Below are 20,974 nucleotides of genomic sequence, written 5' to 3' on the forward strand. Positions count from 1 at the left end.
ATGATGGCAGAGAGGTCACACCCGTTCCCATACCGAACACGGAAGTTAAGCTCTCTAGCGCCGATGGTAGTTGGGACCTTGTCCCTGTGAGAGTAGGACGTCGCCAAGCAAAAACCTAAGTCGTTTCGACTTAGGTTTTTTTGTGTTTATTTTTATATATCAAATGTCATAATCCGTAAATTTAGTAATCTTAATGAGAGAAAAGAATGAAAATGAGGCTATTGAGGGTAATAGTAATGATTTTTTTGCTTTTCAGGCTTTCTAAGTGCTCCCAAACAATCCTTATGATAGGAACTGTTATTTCTTACTACAAGTATATATTTTACATAATGAGAGTAAGAAAAGCGGGATGAAAATAAGTATTCAATCCTTACAGTAATGAATGCGATACAAAGGAATAGAAACGATATGCTTTATTCCGCATTAACGGGCAGTAAGACCCCCACCTCAAATTTCAGCGGAAGCAAAGAAGCTAGGTGGGGGATCAACTGCCCGTAAAAGCCCGATTGGTGAGGGTTGATTAAAGTTTCACTTTATATAAAAGCGTACGGAATTAATATACAAACCGTTTTGTGTATGGTAGATCTCTAGAAATATATATTCTAATTGCTTATCCTTCTTGCATATAGTTACAATTATTCTTTTGAATATAACTAAAACACGAACGTTATTGATGAGTAATAAAAAAACATTCGATTATTTGTTGACATTGTTTATGAAATATTGTTAATATAGCCATAGAAAGAATAATATATAAGACCTCATATAATCGCGGGGATATGGCCTGCAAGTCTCTACCTAACGACCGTTATTCGTTAGACTATGAGGGAAAGTCACTCGGTATTTTTCTATTCACAAGGGATACGTATGCCTGAGTAGAGCGCTTTCTCTCATAGTAAAAGAGAAACTGTTCTATTTCAGGCTTTTTTTATTTGAATCGGGGGGATTCTAATATGAAATCACTAGTTGGAGTCATAATGGGAAGCACGTCAGACTGGGAAACAATGAAATATGCTTGTGACATTTTAGATGAATTAAATATACCGTATGAGAAAAAGGTTGTATCCGCTCATCGGACTCCGGATTATATGTTTGAATATGCAGAGACGGCTCGTGAACGTGGATTGAAAGTTATTATTGCGGGAGCTGGTGGAGCAGCACATTTACCAGGAATGGTTGCAGCGAAGACGAATCTTCCTGTAATCGGAGTTCCAGTTCAATCAAAAGCGTTAAACGGCTTAGATTCATTATTATCCATCGTCCAAATGCCAGGAGGGGTTCCAGTTGCAACTGTTGCAATTGGTAAGGCTGGTTCAACAAATGCTGGTTTACTTGCTGCACAAATACTTGGATCATTCCATGATGACATATATGATGCATTAGAATTGAGAAGAGAAGCAATTGAAAAAGATGTGCGCGAAGGTAGTGAGCTAGTATGACGAGAATCATTTTACCTGGAAAAACAATCGGTATTATTGGAGGCGGCCAGCTAGGAAGAATGATGGCATTGGCGGCTAAGGAGATGGGATATAAAATTGCTGTTTTAGATCCTACAAAAAACTCACCATGTGCACAAGTTGCTGATATTGAAATTGTTGCATCATATGACGATTTAAAAGCAATTCAGCATTTAGCAGAGATCAGTGATGTTGTCACATATGAATTTGAGAATATTGATTATAGATGTTTACAATGGCTTGAAAAACATGCTTACTTACCGCAAGGCAGTCAGTTGTTAAGTAAAACGCAAAATCGTTTTACAGAAAAGAATGCGATTGAGAAAGCAGGATTACCAGTAGCAACGTATAGATTAGTTCAAAATCAAGGTCAGCTTACTGAAGCAATCGCTGAGTTATCATATCCTTCTGTCTTAAAAACGACGACAGGTGGATATGATGGGAAAGGGCAAGTTGTTTTAAGAAGTGAGGATGACGTTGATACAGCGCGAGAGCTTGCGAATGCAGCAGAGTGTATTTTAGAGAAATGGGTGCCTTTTGAAAAAGAAGTATCAGTTATTGTCATTCGTAGTGTAAGTGGTGAAACGAAAGTATTTCCGGTAGCGGAAAATATTCATGTAAATAACATTTTGCATGAATCCATCGTTCCAGCTCGCATTACAGAAGAACTTTCTCAAAAAGCTATTGCTTATGCAAAAGTGCTTGCGGATGAACTAGAACTTGTGGGAACACTAGCGGTAGAGATGTTTGCTACAGCTGATGGTGAGATTTACATTAATGAATTAGCACCAAGACCTCACAATTCAGGACACTATACACAGGATGCATGTGAAACGAGTCAATTCGGCCAACATATTCGAGCAATCTGTAATTTACCTCTTGGAGAAACAAATTTGTTAAAACCAGTTGTCATGGTAAACATTTTAGGCGAACATATAGAAGGGGTCCTAAGACAAGTGAATAGATTAACCGGGTGCTATTTACACTTGTATGGAAAAGAAGAAGCAAAAGCGCAGCGAAAAATGGGGCATGTTAATATTTTAAATGATAATATTGAAGTCGCTCTAGAAAAAGCGAAGAGTTTGCATATTTGGGACCATCAAGAACAACTGTTGGAGGGAAAAAGATGATTAGTCGTTATACACGCCCAGAAATGGGTGCAATTTGGACGGAAGAGAACAAATTTAAAGCGTGGTTAGAAGTTGAGATTTTAGCTTGTGAAGCATGGGCTGAGCTTGGCGATATTCCGAAAGAAGATGTTAAAAAAATTCGTGAGCATGCATCATTTGATATTGATCGTATTTATGAAATTGAAAAAGAGACACGTCATGACGTAGTTGCATTCACTCGTGCTGTATCAGAAACACCAGCATTAGGCGAGGAACGTAAATGGATTCATTACGGTTTAACATCTACAGACGTAGTAGATACAGCGTTATCTTACATTTTAAAACAAGCGAATGAAATCATATTAAAAGACTTAGAAAACTTTGTAAGTATTTTAGCTAACAAAGCGAAAGAGCATAAATACACGATCATGATGGGAAGAACACACGGTGTTCATGCAGAACCAACAACATTCGGTTTAAAACTTGGTCTTTGGTATGAAGAAATGAAACGTAACGTAGAGCGTTTCAAACAAGCTGCTAATACAGTTCGTGTTGGTAAATTATCTGGTGCGGTTGGTACATATGCAAATATCGATCCATTCGTAGAAAAGTATGTTTGTGAAAACTTAGGATTAGAAGCAGCACCAATTTCAACACAAACATTGCAACGTGATCGCCATGCACATTACATGTCAACACTTGCATTAATCGCAACGTCTATCGAAAAGATGGCAGTTGAGATTCGTGGTTTACAAAAGAGTGAAACACGTGAAGTTGAAGAAGCTTTCGCAAAAGGTCAAAAGGGTTCTTCTGCAATGCCGCATAAGCGTAATCCAATTGGATCTGAAAATATGACTGGTTTAGCTCGTGTTATCCGCGGTTATATGATGACAGCTTATGAGAATGTTCCATTATGGCATGAGCGTGATATTTCTCACTCTTCAGCAGAACGCGTAATTTTACCAGATGCTACAATCGCGTTAAATTACATGCTAAACCGCTTTGGTAATATTGTTAAAAACTTAACTGTATACCCAGAGAATATGAAACGTAATATGACAAGAACATACGGCTTAATTTATTCTCAGCGCGTAATGCTTACATTAATCGATAAAGGTATGGTACGTGAGGAAGCTTACGATATCGTACAACCTAAAGCGATGGAAGCTTGGGAAACACAAGTACAATTTAAAGAGCTTGTAGAAGCTGATGAGCGTATTACGAGCAAGTTAACACAAGAAGAAATTAATGAATGCTTCAACTATGAGCATCATATGCAACACGTTGATACAATCTTTGAACGCCTTGGATTAAACGAAGCGTAAAATTTCATATGGCACAGAATAGAGTCATTCTGTGCCATTCTTTATAAAAACATTATTCACATTTTTCAAACTACAGGGGGCTTGCGAAATGCAAAAGCTAGAATTGCTGTATGAAGGTAAGGCAAAAAGAATTTATCGTACAGAATCAGCAGATATGGTTTGGGTAGAGTACAAAGATAGTGCGACTGCTTTCAATGGGGAGAAAAAAGAGACGATTACAGGAAAAGGTCGTTTGAACAATGAGATTACAACTTTATTGTTCAGAAAGTTACAAGAAGTAGGAATTAAAACACACTTTGTTGAGAAGCTATCTGAAACAGAACAACTTGTTAAAAAAGTGAGTATTATTCCTTTAGAAGTTGTCACAAGAAATGTAATTGCAGGAAGTCTTTCAAAACGATTAGGAATGGAAGAGGGAACTGTACTTGCAGAACCAATCGTAGAATTTTACTTCAAAGATGATGATTTAGGAGATCCGCTTGTAACGGAAGATCATATTCGTGTATTAAACGTTGCATCGCCAGAGCAAGTAAGCGTATTACGAGATATGGCTCTACAAATCAATCAAGTGTTGATTGATCATTTCGCAAGCTGTCGTGTAAGATTAGTAGATTTCAAATTAGAGTTTGGTGTAACGGATGAAGGAGAAATCATTTTAGCAGATGAAATTTCACCAGATACTTGCCGTTTATGGGATGAAACGAGCAATGAGAAGTTTGATAAAGACGTATTCCGTCGTGATCTTGGAAATTTAACAGATGCTTATGAAGAGATTTTAAAACGTTTAGGGGGAATTTCACATGTATAAAGTTAAGGTATATGTAACATTAAGAGAAAGCGTATTAGATCCACAAGGAACAGCAGTAAAAGGAGCACTTCATAGCCTTTCATTCACAGAAGTACAGGATGTTCGAATTGGAAAGTACATGGAACTAACAATTGATAAATCGGTAACCGACTTAGATAGCAAGGTAAAGGAAATGTGTGAAAAACTATTAGCAAACGTTGTAATGGAAGACTTCCGTTATGAAGTTGAGGAGGTTGTCGCACAGTGAAATTTGCCGTAATAGTATTTCCAGGTTCGAACTGTGATGTCGATATGTTCCATGCAATTAAAGATGAGCTTGGCGAAGAAGTAGATTACGTTTGGCACGATACAGAGAATTTAGATGAATATGATGCAATTCTACTACCAGGTGGTTTCTCTTATGGTGACTACTTACGCTGCGGTGCTATTTCTCGCTTTGCGAATGCAATGAAAGCAGTACAGAAAGCTGCTGAGCAAGGAAAGCCAATTTTAGGTGTATGTAATGGATTCCAGATTCTTGTTGAATCAGGATTATTACCAGGAGCATTAATGAGAAATGAAAACTTAAAATTTATGTGTCGAACAGTTCAGTTACGTGTTGAAAATAATGAAACAATGTTTACATCACAATATGAAAAAGATGAAGTAATCAATATTCCAATTGCACATGGTGAGGGGAATTACTATTGTGATGAAGAGACGCTTAAACAATTAGAAGAGAATAATCAAATCGCATTCCGTTACGTAGAAAACCCGAACGGAAGCGTTTCAGATATTGCTGGTATTGTAAACGAAAAAGGGAATGTACTGGGTATGATGCCACACCCAGAGCGTGCTGTAGATGAATTACTTGGCGGTGCTGAAGGGTTAAAAGTCTTTCAATCTATCTTAAAACAGTGGAGGGAAACATATGTCGTTAATGCTTGAACCAAATCCAACACAAATTAAAGAAGAGCGCATATATGCGGAAATGGGGCTAACAGACGAAGAGTTCGCCATGGTTGAAAAGATTTTAGGCCGTCTGCCAAATTATACAGAAACAGGATTATTCTCTGTTATGTGGTCTGAACATTGTAGTTATAAAAATTCAAAACCAGTACTTCGAAAATTCCCAACAACAGGTGAGCGAGTCTTGCAAGGGCCTGGGGAAGGTGCTGGAATTGTAGACATCGGTGATAATCAAGCGGTTGTATTTAAAATGGAAAGTCATAACCACCCTTCTGCTATTGAGCCATATCAAGGAGCAGCAACAGGTGTTGGCGGTATTATTCGTGACGTATTCTCTATGGGAGCACGTCCAGTAGCTCTATTAAACTCACTTCGATTTGGAGAATTACAATCACCACGTGTGAAATACTTATTCGAAGAAGTAGTAGCAGGAATTGCGGGATACGGTAACTGTATCGGTATTCCGACTGTTGGCGGCGAAGTACAGTTTGATCCATGTTATGAAGGAAATCCACTTGTAAATGCAATGTGCGTAGGCTTAATTAACCACGAAGACATTAAAAAAGGGCAAGCGCACGGTGCTGGAAACACAGTAATGTACGTAGGAGCATCAACTGGTCGTGATGGTATCCACGGTGCTACATTCGCATCTGAAGAGTTATCTGAAAGCTCAGAAGCGAAGCGTCCAGCAGTTCAAGTAGGAGATCCATTTATGGAGAAACTTCTTATTGAAGCTTGTTTAGAACTTATTCAATCGGATGCACTTGTTGGAATTCAAGATATGGGTGCAGCTGGTTTAACATCATCTTCTGCAGAAATGGCAAGTAAAGCAGGAATGGGTATTGAAATGTACTTAGATGATGTACCACAACGAGAAACAGGAATGACACCATATGAAATGATGCTATCTGAATCACAAGAGCGTATGTTAATTGTTGTGAAAAAAGGTAGAGAGCAAGAGATAGTAGATTTATTTGAGAAGTATGGTCTTGCAGCCGTTACGATGGGGAAAGTAACGGAAGACAAAATGCTTCGTTTATTCCATAAAGGTGAAATGGTAGCTGAAGTACCAGCGGATGCTCTTGCAGAAGAAGCGCCAATTTATCATAAACCATCACAAGAAGCAGCATACTTTGCTGAATTCCAGCAGATGAAAATGGAAACACCAAAAGTAGAAAATTATAAAGAAACGTTATTCGCTCTATTACAACAACCGACGATTGCAAGTAAAGAGTGGGTTTATGATCAATATGATTATCAAGTTCGCACAAGCACAGTTGTTACACCGGGTTCAGATGCAGCAGTTGTACGTGTACGCGGTACAGAAAAAGGATTAGCAATGACGACAGATTGTAACTCTCGCTACATTTATTTAGATCCAGAAATGGGCGGTAAAATTGCAGTAGCAGAGGCAGCACGTAATATCGTATGTTCTGGAGGAGAGCCACTTGCAATTACAGATTGCTTAAACTTCGGTAATCCAGAGAAACCAGAAATCTTCTGGCAAATTGAGAAATCAGTAGATGGTATGAGTGAAGCTTGTCGCACATTACAAACACCAGTTATAGGCGGAAACGTATCAATGTATAACGAACGTAGTGGTGAAGCGGTATATCCAACACCGACAGTTGGGATGGTCGGACTAGTACATGACTTAAAACATGTAACAACACAAGAATTTAAGCAAGCTGGCGATTTAGTTTATATTATCGGAGAGACGAAAGCTGAGTTTGGTGGAAGTGAATTACAGAAAATGCTTCACGGCAAAATTTTCGGCCAATCACCAAGTATCGATCTGGACGTAGAATTAAAACGTCAAAAACAAGTATTAGCAGCAATTCAAGCTGGCCTTGTTCAATCTGCACATGACGTTGCTGAAGGTGGTTTAGCAGTTGCAATTTCAGAAAGTGCAATTGGTGCTAACGGCTTAGGTGCTACTGTGAAATTAGACGGGGAAGCAACAGCGGCATTATTTGCGGAATCGCAATCTCGCTTCGTGATAACTGTAAAACGTGAAAATAAAGAAGCGTTCGAGAAAGCGGTAGAAGCAACTCAAGTTGGAGAAGTAACAAATACAAATGAAGTGACAATTCATAATGAAGAAAATGAAGTGTTACTTACAGCAAATGTAGATGAAATGAGAAAGGCTTGGAAAGGGGCAATCCCATGCTTGCTGAAATAAAGGGGTTAAACGAAGAATGTGGCGTTTTCGGAATTTGGGGGCATGAAAATGCGGCACAAGTTTCATACTACGGATTGCACAGTTTACAGCACCGTGGGCAAGAAGGCGCAGGCATTGTCGTAAATAATGGAGAAAAAATCGTCGGTCACAAGGGGTTAGGTTTAATATCGGAAGTGTTTTCAAGAGGAGAGCTAGAAGGATTGAACGGGAAATCAGCAATCGGACACGTACGATACGCGACGGCTGGTGGAAGTGAAGTGGCTAATGTTCAACCATTACTATTCCGTTTTTCTGATCATAGTATGGCATTAGCTCATAACGGGAATTTAATTAATGCAAAAATGCTTCGCCGCGAATTAGAGGCAGAGGGAAGTATTTTTCAAACAAGTTCAGATACAGAAGTACTTTTACACCTTATTAAACGTAGTACGAAAGATTCGTTAATTGAAAGTGTAAAAGAAGCTCTAAATAAAGTGAAAGGTGCGTTTGCATATCTTTTACTAACTGGAAATGAAATGATTGTTGCGCTAGATCCAAATGGATTCCGTCCCCTTTCAATTGGAAAGATGGGAGATGCTTACGTTGTAGCATCAGAAACATGTGCTTTTGATGTAGTAGGTGCAACATACATTCGTGATGTAGAACCGGGTGAATTACTTATCATTAATGATGAGGGAATTCACGTAGATCGTTTTACAAATGATGTAGAACATGCAATTTGCAGTATGGAATACATTTACTTCGCACGCCCAGATTCAAATATCGCTGGTGTTAATGTCCATGCAGCACGTAAAAACATGGGGAAACGTTTGGCGGCAGAAGCTCCTATTGAAGCTGATGTTGTTACTGGTGTACCAGACTCTAGCATTTCAGCAGCAATTGGTTATGCGGAGGCGACAGGTATTCCATATGAGTTAGGATTAATTAAAAATCGTTACGTTGGACGTACGTTTATTCAACCTTCTCAGGAACTGCGAGAGCAAGGGGTTAAGATGAAGCTTTCAGCAGTAAGAGGTGTAGTTGAAGGAAAACGAGTTGTTATGATTGATGATTCTATCGTACGAGGAACAACGAGTAAACGAATTGTTCGTATGCTTCGCGAGGCTGGAGCGACAGAAGTTCACGTAAGAATAGCTTCACCACCTTTGAAATATCCATGTTTCTATGGCATTGATATTCAAACGAGAAAAGAATTAATTGCAGCAAATCATACGGTAGAAGAAATTCGTGAAATGATCGGTGCAGACTCATTAACATTTTTAAGTGAAGATGGATTAGTAGATGCAATTGGACGTCCATATGAAGGGAAATACGGTGGCCTATGTATGGCGTACTTCAATGGAGATTATCCAACAGCTCTTTATGATTATGAGCAAGAGCTTTTAGAAAGTATGAAATAAGAAGAAAAAAGCTTCTACTTCTTTTTGATGTAGAAGCTAGCTTCTTTCTTAAAACGGCCCGCACAGGATAGGGAGAAATTAAAAGACGAGGTGTAGATAACGATGGCGAATGCATATAAGCAAGCAGGAGTAGATATTGAAGCTGGATATGAAGCGGTATCTCGCATGAAAAAACACGTACAAACAACAATGAGAAAAGAAGTACTAGGCGGTTTAGGCGGTTTTGGAGGTATGTTTGACCTATCAAAATTTGCATTAGAAGAACCTGTATTAGTATCTGGAACAGATGGCGTGGGAACGAAATTGATGCTCGCTTTTATGGCAGATAAACATGACACAATTGGTATTGATGCGGTAGCAATGTGTGTAAATGATATTGTTGTCCAAGGAGCAGAGCCGCTTTTCTTCCTTGATTATATTGCTTGTGGTAAAGCTGAACCTAGTAAAATTGAAAACATCGTCAAAGGTATATCAGAGGGCTGTCGCCAAGCAGGTTGTGCTTTAATTGGTGGAGAAACAGCTGAAATGCCAGGAATGTATTCTACAGAAGAATACGATTTAGCTGGTTTTACAGTTGGGATCGTTGATAAAAAGAAAATTGTAACAGGTGAAAAAATTGAAGCTGGTCACGTATTAATTGGCTTAGCATCTAGCGGTATTCATAGTAACGGTTATTCTTTAGTACGAAAAGTATTACTAGAAGATGGAGAACTATCTTTAGATCGCATTTACGGACGCTTAGAGCTACCTCTTGGTGAAGAATTATTAAAACCAACGAAAATTTATGTCAAACCTATTTTAGAACTATTGAAGAAATATGAAGTATACGGTATGGCACATATTACAGGTGGCGGATTCATTGAAAATATTCCACGTATGTTACCAGAAGAAATCGGTGCAGAAATTGAATTAGGATCTTGGGAAATTCAGCCGATCTTTAGTTTACTTCAAGAAGTTGGCAAGCTGGAAGAGAAAGAAATGTTCAATATTTTTAACATGGGTATTGGTATGGTAGTAGCGGTGAAGGAAGAAGATGCAAAAGATGTTGTTCGTCTTCTTGAAGAGCAAGGAGAAACTGCTCGTATTATTGGACGCACTGTACAAGGAGCTGGCGTTACTTTTAATGGAGGCACAGCGCTATGAGTAGATTAGCAGTTTTTGCTTCTGGAAGCGGATCTAACTTTCAATCTCTCGTTAATGCAGTAGAAGAAAAAAGATTGGATGCAGAAATTAGTTTATTAGTATGTGATAAACCAGAAGCACGCGCTGTTGGGCGAGCACATTATCATCATATCCCGTGTTTCGCTTTTTCAGCGAAAGCATATGAGTCAAAAGAAGCGTTTGAAAAAGAGATATTAAAGAAGCTAGAAGAGTATGAAATTGATTATGTTATTTTAGCTGGATATATGCGTTTAATTGGACCAACTTTACTAGAAGCTTACGGCGGAAGGATTATTAATATTCATCCATCACTATTACCGAGTTTTCCAGGGAAAGATGCTGTTGGTCAAGCGTTAGAAGCAGGTGTGAAAGTAACTGGAGTAACGATTCATTATGTAGACGCAGGTATGGATACAGGGCCAATTATTGCACAAGAAGCAGTAGTTGTTTCTGAAGGGGATACGAGAGAAAGCTTACAAAAGAAAATTCAACAAGTTGAACATAAATTATACGTAAATACAGTGAATCAAATTGTTCAATCTACGAAAGAACCAACTGTTAACTAACATACAACCAGGGGTGAAGGGTAAATGAAAAAGCGTGCATTAGTAAGTGTTTCAGATAAAACAGGAGTAGTAGAATTTGTTAAAGGTTTACTAGAACAAGGAATCGAAGTTATATCAACAGGCGGTACAAAAAAATTACTAGAAGAAAACGGCTTACAAGTAATCGGTATTTCTGAAGTAACTGGTTTCCCAGAAATTATGGATGGTCGTGTGAAAACATTACATCCAAATATTCATGGTGGTCTATTAGCAGTTCGCGATAATGAAACGCATGTAGCACAAATGAATGAGTTAGGTATAGAGCCAATTGATTTTGTTGTCGTTAACTTATACCCATTCAAAGAAACAATCGCTAAGCCTGATGTAACATTTGCTGATGCAATTGAAAATATTGATATTGGTGGCCCAACAATGATTCGCTCTGCTGCGAAAAATCACAAATTTGTATCGGTAATTGTAGATCCAGTAGATTACGATGTTGTATTAGCAGAACTGAAAGAGAACGGTGAAGTAAAAGAAGAAACGAAACGTAAATTAGCAGCGAAAGTATTCCGCCATACAGCAGCATATGATGCGTTAATCTCTAACTACTTAACAGAGCAAATGGGTGAAGAAAGCCCAGAAACATTAACTGTGACATTTGAGAAAAAGCAAGACTTACGTTATGGCGAGAACCCACATCAAAAGGCAACTTTCTATAAAGCGCCATTTGCAGCAACTTCTTCTGTTGCATACGCAGAACAATTACATGGTAAAGAATTATCATATAACAATATTAATGATGCAGATGCAGCACTTAGCATTGTAAAAGAATTTACAGAACCAGCAGTAGTAGCAGTAAAACATATGAATCCATGTGGTGTTGGAGTAGGAACTGATATTCATGAAGCATACACACGTGCTTATGAAGCGGATCCAGTATCAATCTTTGGAGGGATTATTGCAGCGAATCGTGAGATTGACAAATCTACAGCTGAAAAGTTACATGAAATTTTCTTAGAAATTATTATTGCACCTTCTTTCTCAAAAGAAGCTTTGGAAGTGTTGCAAAGTAAGAAAAACTTACGTTTACTAACTGTAAATATTGAAAAATCGACAAGTGCGAGCAAAAAACTAACTTCTGTACAAGGCGGACTTCTTGTTCAAGAGGAAGATACGTTATCATTAGATGAAAGTACAATTTCAATTCCAACAAAACGTGAACCTTCAGAGCAAGAATGGAAAGATTTAAAACTAGCTTGGAAAGTTGTAAAACATGTGAAGTCAAATGCAATTGTTTTAGCGAAAGATGATATGACAATTGGTGTCGGTGCGGGACAGATGAACCGTGTAGGTTCTGCAAAAATTGCAATTACACAAGCTGGTGAAAAAGCACAAGGTAGCGCGCTTGCATCTGATGCTTTCTTCCCAATGCCAGATACATTAGAAGAAGCAGCAAAAGCAGGAATTACAGCAATCATTCAACCAGGCGGATCAATCCGTGATGAAGATTCTATTAAAGTGGCGGATACGTATGGGATTGCGATGGTGTTCACTGGCGTACGTCATTTCAAACACTAATAGAGGGTGTTTAAAAAGTCCGGTTAAGATAACCTTCGCATGTCGTCGTTGCATTGCCAGTGCGGTACTCATGTAGGAAAACTACACTCCGTGTCCTCCTGGCAAATGCGCCTCGACCTGCTCGGTTCTCTTAATCCTCCTTTTTAAACTTACAGTGATATGAAAACAAACTAGGAGCATAGCTTCTAGTTTGTACTTATTTAAGTATTGGGGGATGAAATATGAATGTTTTAGTAATTGGCCGCGGTGGGCGTGAGCATGCTTTAGCTTGGAAGTTTGCACAATCTACAAAAGTGAAAAAGGTGTATGTAGCACCGGGCAATGAAGGTATGCGCGATGTTGCAACACCAGTTGATATTGATGAAAATGATTTTGATGCATTAGTTTTATTTGCTAAAGAGAATAGGGTTGAATTAACTTTCGTTGGACCAGAAATTCCGCTTATGAATGGAATTGTTGATCGTTTTACAGAAGAGGGACTTCGCGTATTTGGTCCGAATAAAGCGGCTGCTGTTATTGAAGGTAGTAAAGCTTTTACGAAAGAATTGATGGAAAAATATAATATTCCAACTGCGGCATATGAAACTTTTACAGATTATGAAGAAGCGGTACAGTACATTCAAAAAGTTGGTGCACCAATTGTTATTAAGGCAGATGGATTAGCTGCTGGTAAAGGTGTAACAGTAGCGATGACGCTTGAAGAAGCATTACAGGCTGTGAAGGAAATGCTACAAGATGTAAAGTTCGGTGAAGCAAGTAAGAAGGTTGTTATTGAAGAGTTCTTAGATGGACAAGAATTTTCATTAATGGCATTTGTGAATGGAACAAATGTGCATCCGATGGTAATCGCGCAAGATCATAAACGAGCTTTTGATGGAGATAAAGGTCCAAATACAGGTGGAATGGGTGCATATTCTCCAGTACCACAAATTCCGGAATCAGCAGTTCAAGAGGCGATAAAAAATGTATTGCATCCAACTGCTAAAGCGATGATTGCAGAAAATCGATCGTTTACAGGTATTTTATATGCGGGACTTATTTTAACAAATGATGGTCCAAAGGTAATTGAGTTTAATGCTCGCTTTGGTGATCCTGAAACGGAAGTTGTATTACCACGCCTAGAAAATGATTTAGTTGATGTATGTAATGCTGTATTAGATGAGAGTGAACTAACGTTACAATGGTCAGAAGAAGCAGTTATTGGTGTTGTACTTGCTTCGAAAGGATATCCAGAAGTATATAAAAAAGGTGACATTATTAACGGGTTAGATGCATTGCAAGATGTAATTGTGTTTCATTCAGGTACAACGATGAAACATGGTGATTTTGTAACAAACGGTGGTCGTGTACTATTTGTTGCTTGTAAGGCGAATAGTTTACAAGAAGCGAAAGATAAGGTGTATAAAGAAATCGGTAAAATTGAGAGTGATGGTCTATTTTACCGAAGTGATATAGGATATCGTGCAATTGGGCATGAGATGATGAGAAGCTAATATGTAAAAAATCTCGCTGAGAAATCAGCGAGATTTTTTATACATCTTTATCTTTCTTCAATTTCCCTTTTTGCTTTGCCATTTCTCGAAGTAAATACTCGATGTGTGCATTGACGCTACGAAACTCATCATTCGCCCATTTTTCGATGACTGCGTGTAATTCAGGATCAATACGTAATGGAAAGCTTTTCTTTTTAGCCATAGTGATTTACAACCTTTTAGTATAGGCTTCCTGTATTAATAACTGGTTGCGCACCTTTATCTGAAACGATGGCAACTAATAGGTTGTTCACCATATTCGCTTTACGCTCGTCATCTAATTCAAGTACGCCTTCTTCATCTAACATATGGATTGAATCTTTTGCCATCTTCACAGCACCTTCAACAATCTCTTTTCTAGCAGCTAATACTGCTTTTGCTTGTTGGCGTTGTAGCATTGCATGGGCAATTTCTGTTGCATAAGCTAAATGTGTTAAACGAGTTTCTAACACTTCTACGCCAGCAATTTCAAGGCGTGCTTCTAATTCACGTTTTAATTCTTCAGAGATTTCTTCAGTATTTCCACGTAACGTAATGCAAGTTTCATCTTGGAAATTATCATAAGGATATTTCGTTGCAACGTGGCGGATTGCCGTTTCGCTTTGAATTTCTACAAATCGATCATAATGTTCAACGCCGAACATCGCTTTTGCAGAATCAACAACTTTATAGACGATAACAGCTGCAATTTCAATTGGATTTCCGTCAACATCATTTACTTTTAATTTCTTACTATTAAAGTTCTCAACACGTAATGATACAGTTTGACGGAACGCGAACGGAATCGTTAAAAATAAACCGTTTTGACGAATTGTTCCTAAATAATTACCGAAAAACGTAATGACTTTTGCTTGATTTGGTTGAACAATACCAATACCTGTAGCAAGAACTGCAGCTAAAATAATAGTTAATGCTGCTCCTATGAAAATTTCTTGCACGAGGAAAAATACACCGATAGCGGCTAAAATCAAAATTCCAATAATCCCAAGAAAACCATTAACATAAAACACTTGTTTTTCTTTCATATGATCGCCTCCTGATATAAAAATGATATCACTTTTATATCATTTTAAGCAAGAGGTGTACACCTAATTTTCTGAATTTTATTGATTATGTATATTTTAATGTCTGAAATGAGAATGTATGTTCTATTTTTGTGATAAAATAAAGAAGACTTAACCGCCCACTGCAGCAGCTAAGTCCCTTTGAGAGCATCTTGCATCGTGACAAATGATTCAAAGCGGTTTTGCCAGGATTATATCTTCAATCGCTGACTCAATCTCTTTGTCAGAAGCGTCATAACTTCCATTTGACTGTGGTTTGTCGTGCTTGGAAGTTTGATTCGCTTCTTCTTTAGTATGTCCCTTCTCAGCAAAATTCATGCTAGGCATTTTAAATGCCCCCATGTTCATGTATTTTCCGAATTTCCACATTTCAACAATAGGGCAGAAACGAACAATTCCCTCTGCAACTTTCATTGCACCAATCCATAGCAAAATGTTAGACCAAGTGCACCAAGGTTTGCGCACGAGTTTCGTTGCACTACAACCGAAGAGGACAAGTCCGAGTGTAATTCGAATTAGGGCATTTATTGTACCGATATTTTGCTTCATTAGAAAAACACTCCTTTTATGAAAGTTGAAATAGATAATACTATTTCTTTTATTAGTATCCCTTTTGATTTTTCGGATATGTAATCCAACATTTGACGTGGAAAAAGATGTTGGATTGTGCGTGTGTGTAAGTAGCTTTTTTTGTTATAATGAAAGAATGCATAAAAGGAAATTCAAAATTAAATCCTCTCGTTTAAAAAATGTCGAAGAGGGGATTTCAAACTTAATTCTCCGCTTTAAACAAATATTTAAGGTGAACTTAAAAAATCCTAATGAAAATAAACTGTTATTTTAAACAGAAATATATACAACTTGAGAAAAGAAAGGGTGTTTTCATGTACGATATTTCCGGATGGAAACATGTATTTAAGCTTGATCCAAATAAGGAATTAAGTGACGAACATTTAGAAATGATTTGTGAGTCTGGAACAGATGCTGTTATTGTAGGCGGAAGTGATGGGGTGACAATTGATAATGTACTACACATGCTAGTTAGCATTCGTAGATATGCAGTTCCTTGTGTGTTAGAGGTTTCTGATGTGGAAGCAATTACACCAGGATTCGATTTTTATTATATCCCAAGCGTTTTAAATAGCCGAAAGGTGGAATGGGTAACAGGCGTTCATCATGAGGCTTTGAAAGAATTTGGGGATATTATGGATTGGGACGAAATTTTTATGGAAGGATATTGTGTTTTAAATCCTGAAGCGAAAGTAGCCCAGCTTACAGATGCAAAGTGTGATGTAACAGAAGATGATGTGATTGCATACGCGCGTTTAGCAGACAAGCTATTACGTTTACCGATATTTTATTTAGAGTATAGCGGTACGTATGGAGATGTTGAACTTGTTAAAAATGTAAAAGCACAATTGAAACAAGCTAAGTTATATTATGGCGGTGGTATTTCTAATGCGGAACAGGCGAAGGAAATGGCACAGCATGCTGATACAGTAGTTGTTGGAAATATTATTTATGATGATATAAAAGCAGCGTTAAAAACGGTTAAAGCAGTAAAAGGAGAGTAGGTGCAGGCGTATATGAGTATGACAGATAGATTATTAAATGGTTTAAATCCGCAGCAACAAAAAGCAGTACAAACAACGAACGGACCACTTCTATTAATGGCAGGCGCAGGTAGTGGTAAAACACGAGTGTTAACACATCGTATTGCGTATTTACTTGGTGAAAAAGGAGTAGCACCATGGAACGTACTAGCTATTACCTTTACAAATAAAGCGGCTCGTGAAATGCGCGAGCGTATTGATACACTTGTCGGACCAGAAGCTGAAGATATTTGGATTTCTACGTTCCACTCTATGTGTGTACGTATTTTACGACGTGATATCGATCGCATTGGTATTAATCGTAACTTTACAATTTTAGATTCAGGTGATCAGTTAACTGTAGTTAAAAAAATTATGAAAGAGCGCAATATTGATCCGAAGAAATTTGAGCCGCGCTCTATTTTAGCTGGTATTAGTAATGCGAAAAATGAATTGTTATCTGCGGATAAATATGCGAAGAAAATTACAATTGCTGATCCATATGAAAAATTAACGAGCGATGTATATACAGAATATCAAAAACGTCTTTTGAAAAATAACTCACTAGACTTTGATGATTTAATTATGACGACGATTCAACTATTTGAACGTGTTCCAGAAGTACTAGAGTTTTATCAGCGTAAATTTCAGTATATTCACGTGGATGAGTATCAAGATACGAACAAAGCGCAATACCTTCTTGTTAAACATTTGGCAGCACGTTTTAAAAATTTATGTGTTGTAGGTGACTCAGATCAGTCAATTTATCGCTGGCGTGGTGCGGACATTTCTAACATTTTGTCATTCGAAAAAGACTATGAGAATGCGCAAGTTATTCTGTTAGAACAAAACTATCGTTCGTCACAAAATATTTTAAATGCAGCGAATGCTGTTATTGAAAGAAATACGAATCGTAAACCGAAGAAATTATGGACAGATAATGAAGTTGGAAGCAAAATCTCTTACTATCGTGCTGCAACGGAAAAGGACGAAGCATACTTTGTTGCGAAAAAAATTCGCGACGATATTCAAATGGGAAAACGAAAATATACTGATTTTGCGGTGTTATATCGTACAAATGCGCAGTCTCGTATGGTCGAGGAGATTTTCCTGAAATCTAATATTCCTTACAAAATTGTCGGCGGTACGAAGTTCTACGACCGTAAAGAGATTAAAGACATTTTGGCGTATTTACGCTTAATTGGGAATCCAGATGATGAGATTAGTTTCGCACGTATTATTAACGTGCCAAAGCGCGGAATTGGTGCGACTTCTATCGATAAAATTATTAATTACGGTGTACAAAATGGAATTTCATTAACAGCTGTATTCGATGAGATTGAGCATGTTGGAGTAAGTGCAAAGGTTACAAAGGCAGTAAAAGAATTCGCAGGTTTATTACACAACTGGGTAAATATGCAAGAGTATTTATCTGTTACAGAATTGGTAGAAGAAGTTATTGAAAAAACCGGCTATCGCGACATGTTGAAAAACGAGCGTACGTTAGAAGCGGAAGGTCGTCTAGAGAACTTAGATGAGTTTTTATCTGTTACGCAAACATTTGAATCTCAAAGCGAAGATAAGAGCCTTGTTGCATTCTTAACAGACTTAGCACTTGTTGCAGATATTGATCGTGTAGATGAAGACCCGACTGCTGGTGAGGAAGTTATTTTAATGACGATGCACTCAGCGAAAGGATTAGAATTCCCAGTTGTCTTTATTGTTGGTTTAGAGGAAGGAATATTCCCGCATACTCGTTCCCTAATGGAAGAAGATGAAATGCAAGAAGAGCGTCGTCTTGCTTATGTAGGTATTACTCGTGCAGAAGAAGAGTTGTATTTATCAAATGCACAAATGCGTACTTTATTTGGTAGAACAAGTATGAATGCCGCATCCCGATTCATTACAGAAATCCCGACAGAACTAGTAGAATCATTAAATGAAACAGCGCCGAAGCGTGAAACTTCGTTTGGTGCAAAAGGAAGAACGGCAAGTAGCAGTAAAATGACAACTACAACACGTTCTCGCTCAGCTTTCGCGCGTCCTGCAGCTAAGACGACAGGCGGCGAACAAATCGGCTGGGCGGTAGGCGATAAAGCTTCCCACCAAAAATGGGGAATCGGTACAGTCGTAAGTGTAAAAGGTGAAGGTGATGCAAAAGAATTAGATATTGCGTTCCCAAGCCCAATTGGTGTTAAACGTTTGTTAGCAAAATTTGCACCTGTGACGAAACAATAGGAAAGGAATGAGGATATGTCAAAAGAGATAGCAAAAAAACGTATAGAAGAACTACGTGATTTGTTAAATACATTTAACTATCAATATCACGTGTTAGACAATCCTTCTGTTTCTGATGCGGAGTATGACCGTAATATGCAGGAGCTTATAAAATTAGAAGCAGAGAACCCAGAGTTTATGAGTGAAGATTCTCCCTCCGTTCGCGTTGGGGGAACGGTTCTTGATATATTTGAAAAAGTAACACACAAGTCACCGATGTTAAGTTTAGGAAATGCATTTAACGAAGGAGATTTACGTGATTTTGACCGACGAGTACGTCAAGGAATTGATGATGCGAATGTAAGATATATATGCGAATTAAAAATTGACGGACTTGCTGTTTCACTTCATTATGAAAAAGGACGCTTCATTCAAGGGGCAACACGTGGTGATGGTGTAACAGGTGAAGATATTACTCAAAATTTAAAAACGATTAAAGCAATCCCGCTTCGTTTAAATGAAGAAGTAACGTTAGAAGCACGAGGCGAAGCTTATATGCCGAAGCGTTCATTCGTTAAGTTAAATGAAGAAAAAGAGCAAAATGGTGAAGATGTATTTGCAAATCCGCGTAATGCGGCAGCAGGTTCAATCCGCCAACTTGATCCGAAAATTGCAGCGAAGCGTAACTTATCTATGTTTGTATACGGTCTTGCGAATGTAGAAGAAAAAACAATCCTATCACATAGTGAATCGCTTGATTTCTTAGGTGAACTTGGATTCAAAACAAATCCAAATCGACGCACATGTGAAACAATTGAAGAAGTTATAGCTTATGTAGAAGAATGGCAAGAAAAACGTCCGCATCTTGATTATGAGATTGATGGGATCGTTATAAAAGTAGATGATGTTGCTCTTCAAGAAAGTCTAGGCACTACAGCAAAGAGTCCAAGATGGGCAATTGCTTATAAATTCCCAGCTGAAGAAGTTGTAACAAGATTAACAGGGATTGAATTAAGTGTTGGTCGTACAGGGGTTGTAACACCGACTGCAGAGCTAGAGCCAGTGCGAGTGGCTGGTACGATCGTTCGTCGTGCTTCTTTACATAACGAAGATTTAATTCGTGAAAAAGATATTCGAATTGGTGACTACGTTGTTGTGAAGAAGGCTGGAGATATTATTCCTGAAGTTGTGAATGTTATTTTCGATAAGCGTACTGGTGAGGAAGAAGAATATCATATGCCAACGCATTGCCCAGCATGTGAGAGTGAACTAGTTCGTTTAGAAGAAGAGGTAGCACTTCGTTGTATAAATCCAACTTGTCCTGCTCAAATTCGAGAAGGGTTAATCCATTTCGTTTCAAGAAATGCAATGAATATTGATGGACTTGGAGAACGTGTCATTACACAACTCTTTGAGGCAGATTATATTCGTACATTTGCTGATTTATATTCGTTGACGAAAGAGCAATTATTACAGCTAGAACGATTTGGAGAAAAATCAGCAACGAATTTAGTAAAAGCAATTGAGAATTCTAAAGAAAACTCATTAGAGCGATTATTATTCGGTCTAGGTATTCGCCATGTCGGAGCGAAAGCAGCACGTACATTTGCAGAGCATTTCGAAACGATGGATGCGCTTGTGAAGGCAACGGAAGAAGAACTAAAAGCAATTAATGAAATTGGTGAAAAAATGGCTCAATCCGTAGTAACGTATTTCGATAATGAAGACGTATTAGAGTTATTACAACAATTTAAAGAATACGGCGTGAACATGACATATAAAGGCATGAAAATTGCTGATTTACAAAACGTTGAGTCGTACTTCGCAGGAAAAACTGTCGTTTTAACAGGGAAATTAGAAGTTATGGGACGTAGTGAAGCGAAGAAGAAAATTGAGGCATTAGGTGGAAAAGTAACAGGAAGTGTTAGTAAAAGTACGGATTTAGTTGTTGCAGGTGAAGCGGCAGGTTCGAAATTAGCACAAGCGGAGAAACATAATGTTGAGGTTTGGAATGAAGAGAGGTTCTTACAAGAGCTAAATAAGTAAGAGGTGC

18 protein-coding genes, 1 rRNA gene and 1 riboswitch are annotated in these 20,974 nt (G+C 38.1%); of the genes, 16 read left to right on the forward strand and 3 right to left on the reverse strand.

From position 1 onward, the window contains the following. The 13 genes from rrf to purD all read left to right on the forward strand — a co-directional run. Window positions 1–109, forward strand: a 5S ribosomal RNA gene (gene rrf / locus MR083_RS12835); the annotation flags it as partial. 632 nt (window positions 110–741) lie between these two features. Further along, window positions 742–843, forward strand: a riboswitch (purine riboswitch). Between the two features lie 110 nt (window positions 844–953). After that, on the forward strand, window positions 954–1,439 hold the full coding sequence (purE, locus tag MR083_RS12840; RefSeq protein WP_000839371.1) for a 5-(carboxyamino)imidazole ribonucleotide mutase: 486 nt from the start codon (window positions 954–956) through the stop codon (window positions 1,437–1,439). Continuing rightward, window positions 1,436–2,587, forward strand: a complete 1,152-nt coding sequence (gene purK, locus MR083_RS12845) for a 5-(carboxyamino)imidazole ribonucleotide synthase (RefSeq protein ID WP_000196798.1) — start codon at window positions 1,436–1,438, stop codon at window positions 2,585–2,587. The genes purE and purK overlap by 4 nt, the downstream gene beginning before the upstream one ends. Continuing rightward, entirely contained in the window at window positions 2,584–3,891 is a 1,308-nt protein-coding gene (gene purB / locus MR083_RS12850; protein ID WP_000625677.1) for an adenylosuccinate lyase, read from the forward strand. Before purK ends, purB begins: the two co-directional genes overlap by 4 nt. 88 nt (window positions 3,892–3,979) lie before the next feature. Further along, the gene (gene purC, locus MR083_RS12855) at window positions 3,980–4,699 is read left to right on the forward strand and encodes a phosphoribosylaminoimidazolesuccinocarboxamide synthase (protein WP_001170542.1); all 720 of its coding nucleotides are present in this window, start codon (window positions 3,980–3,982) and stop codon (window positions 4,697–4,699) included. Next, on the forward strand, window positions 4,692–4,946 hold the full coding sequence (gene purS, locus MR083_RS12860) for a phosphoribosylformylglycinamidine synthase subunit PurS (protein ID WP_000278826.1): 255 nt from the start codon (window positions 4,692–4,694) through the stop codon (window positions 4,944–4,946). The genes purC and purS overlap by 8 nt, the downstream gene beginning before the upstream one ends. Next, window positions 4,943–5,626 (forward strand): phosphoribosylformylglycinamidine synthase subunit PurQ, encoded by a 684-nt coding sequence (gene purQ / locus MR083_RS12865; protein ID WP_000666779.1) that lies wholly within the window; start codon window positions 4,943–4,945, stop codon window positions 5,624–5,626. The genes purS and purQ overlap by 4 nt, the downstream gene beginning before the upstream one ends. Continuing rightward, window positions 5,610–7,829: a phosphoribosylformylglycinamidine synthase II gene (gene purL, locus MR083_RS12870; protein ID WP_242269448.1), complete on the forward strand. Its 2,220-nt coding sequence runs from the start codon at window positions 5,610–5,612 to the stop codon at window positions 7,827–7,829. Before purQ ends, purL begins: the two co-directional genes overlap by 17 nt. Then, on the forward strand, window positions 7,814–9,229 hold the full coding sequence (purF, locus tag MR083_RS12875) for an amidophosphoribosyltransferase (RefSeq protein ID WP_000879025.1): 1,416 nt from the start codon (window positions 7,814–7,816) through the stop codon (window positions 9,227–9,229). Before purL ends, purF begins: the two co-directional genes overlap by 16 nt. Before the next feature lie 102 nt (window positions 9,230–9,331). Continuing rightward, a complete protein-coding gene (gene purM, locus MR083_RS12880; RefSeq protein ID WP_001262431.1) occupies window positions 9,332–10,372 on the forward strand; it encodes a phosphoribosylformylglycinamidine cyclo-ligase in 1,041 nt (346 codons plus the stop codon). After that, window positions 10,369–10,956 (forward strand): phosphoribosylglycinamide formyltransferase, encoded by a 588-nt coding sequence (gene purN, locus MR083_RS12885; protein ID WP_000088580.1) that lies wholly within the window; start codon window positions 10,369–10,371, stop codon window positions 10,954–10,956. The genes purM and purN overlap by 4 nt, the downstream gene beginning before the upstream one ends. A 24-nt stretch (window positions 10,957–10,980) precedes the next feature. Further along, on the forward strand, window positions 10,981–12,516 hold the full coding sequence (gene purH, locus MR083_RS12890; RefSeq protein ID WP_074615324.1) for a bifunctional phosphoribosylaminoimidazolecarboxamide formyltransferase/IMP cyclohydrolase: 1,536 nt from the start codon (window positions 10,981–10,983) through the stop codon (window positions 12,514–12,516). 221 nt (window positions 12,517–12,737) lie between these two features. Beyond that, on the forward strand, window positions 12,738–14,009 hold the full coding sequence (gene purD / locus MR083_RS12895) for a phosphoribosylamine--glycine ligase (protein ID WP_242269450.1): 1,272 nt from the start codon (window positions 12,738–12,740) through the stop codon (window positions 14,007–14,009). 37 nt (window positions 14,010–14,046) lie between these two features. Here purD and MR083_RS12900 read toward each other — a convergent pair whose 3' ends face one another. The 3 genes from MR083_RS12900 to MR083_RS12910 form a co-directional block, all read right to left on the reverse strand. Continuing rightward, window positions 14,047–14,211: a type II toxin-antitoxin system antitoxin gene (locus tag MR083_RS12900; protein WP_001085173.1), complete on the reverse strand. Its 165-nt coding sequence runs from the start codon at window positions 14,209–14,211 to the stop codon at window positions 14,047–14,049. 16 nt (window positions 14,212–14,227) lie between these two features. Continuing rightward, the gene (locus MR083_RS12905; protein WP_000660683.1) at window positions 14,228–15,073 is read right to left on the reverse strand and encodes an SPFH domain-containing protein; all 846 of its coding nucleotides are present in this window, start codon (window positions 15,071–15,073) and stop codon (window positions 14,228–14,230) included. A gap of 210 nt (window positions 15,074–15,283) precedes the next feature. Next, window positions 15,284–15,661 carry a YgaP family membrane protein gene (locus MR083_RS12910; protein ID WP_002026867.1) on the reverse strand — a complete coding sequence of 126 codons (378 nt, stop codon included), beginning with the start codon at window positions 15,659–15,661 and terminating at the stop codon, window positions 15,284–15,286. A gap of 335 nt (window positions 15,662–15,996) precedes the next feature. Here MR083_RS12910 and pcrB point away from each other — a divergent pair, with 335 nt between their 5' ends. The 3 genes from pcrB to ligA are packed head-to-tail and all read left to right on the forward strand — an operon-like array spanning window position 15,997 to window position 20,967. Continuing rightward, entirely contained in the window at window positions 15,997–16,686 is a 690-nt protein-coding gene (gene pcrB / locus MR083_RS12915; RefSeq protein WP_000272093.1) for a heptaprenylglyceryl phosphate synthase, read from the forward strand. Window positions 16,687–16,698: 12 nt separating this feature from the next. Next, window positions 16,699–18,942 (forward strand): DNA helicase PcrA, encoded by a 2,244-nt coding sequence (gene pcrA, locus MR083_RS12920; RefSeq protein WP_011039939.1) that lies wholly within the window; start codon window positions 16,699–16,701, stop codon window positions 18,940–18,942. Between the two features lie 15 nt (window positions 18,943–18,957). After that, complete coding sequence (gene ligA / locus MR083_RS12925) at window positions 18,958–20,967, forward strand: NAD-dependent DNA ligase LigA (protein ID WP_242269452.1); 2,010 nt, start codon at window positions 18,958–18,960, stop codon at window positions 20,965–20,967. Window positions 20,968–20,974: the final 7 nt, after the last annotated feature.

The sequence above is a fragment of the Bacillus cereus group sp. BfR-BA-01408 genome (assembly GCF_022663305.1).
GTDB classification, from domain to species: Bacteria; Bacillota; Bacilli; order Bacillales; family Bacillaceae_G; genus Bacillus_A; species Bacillus_A pacificus.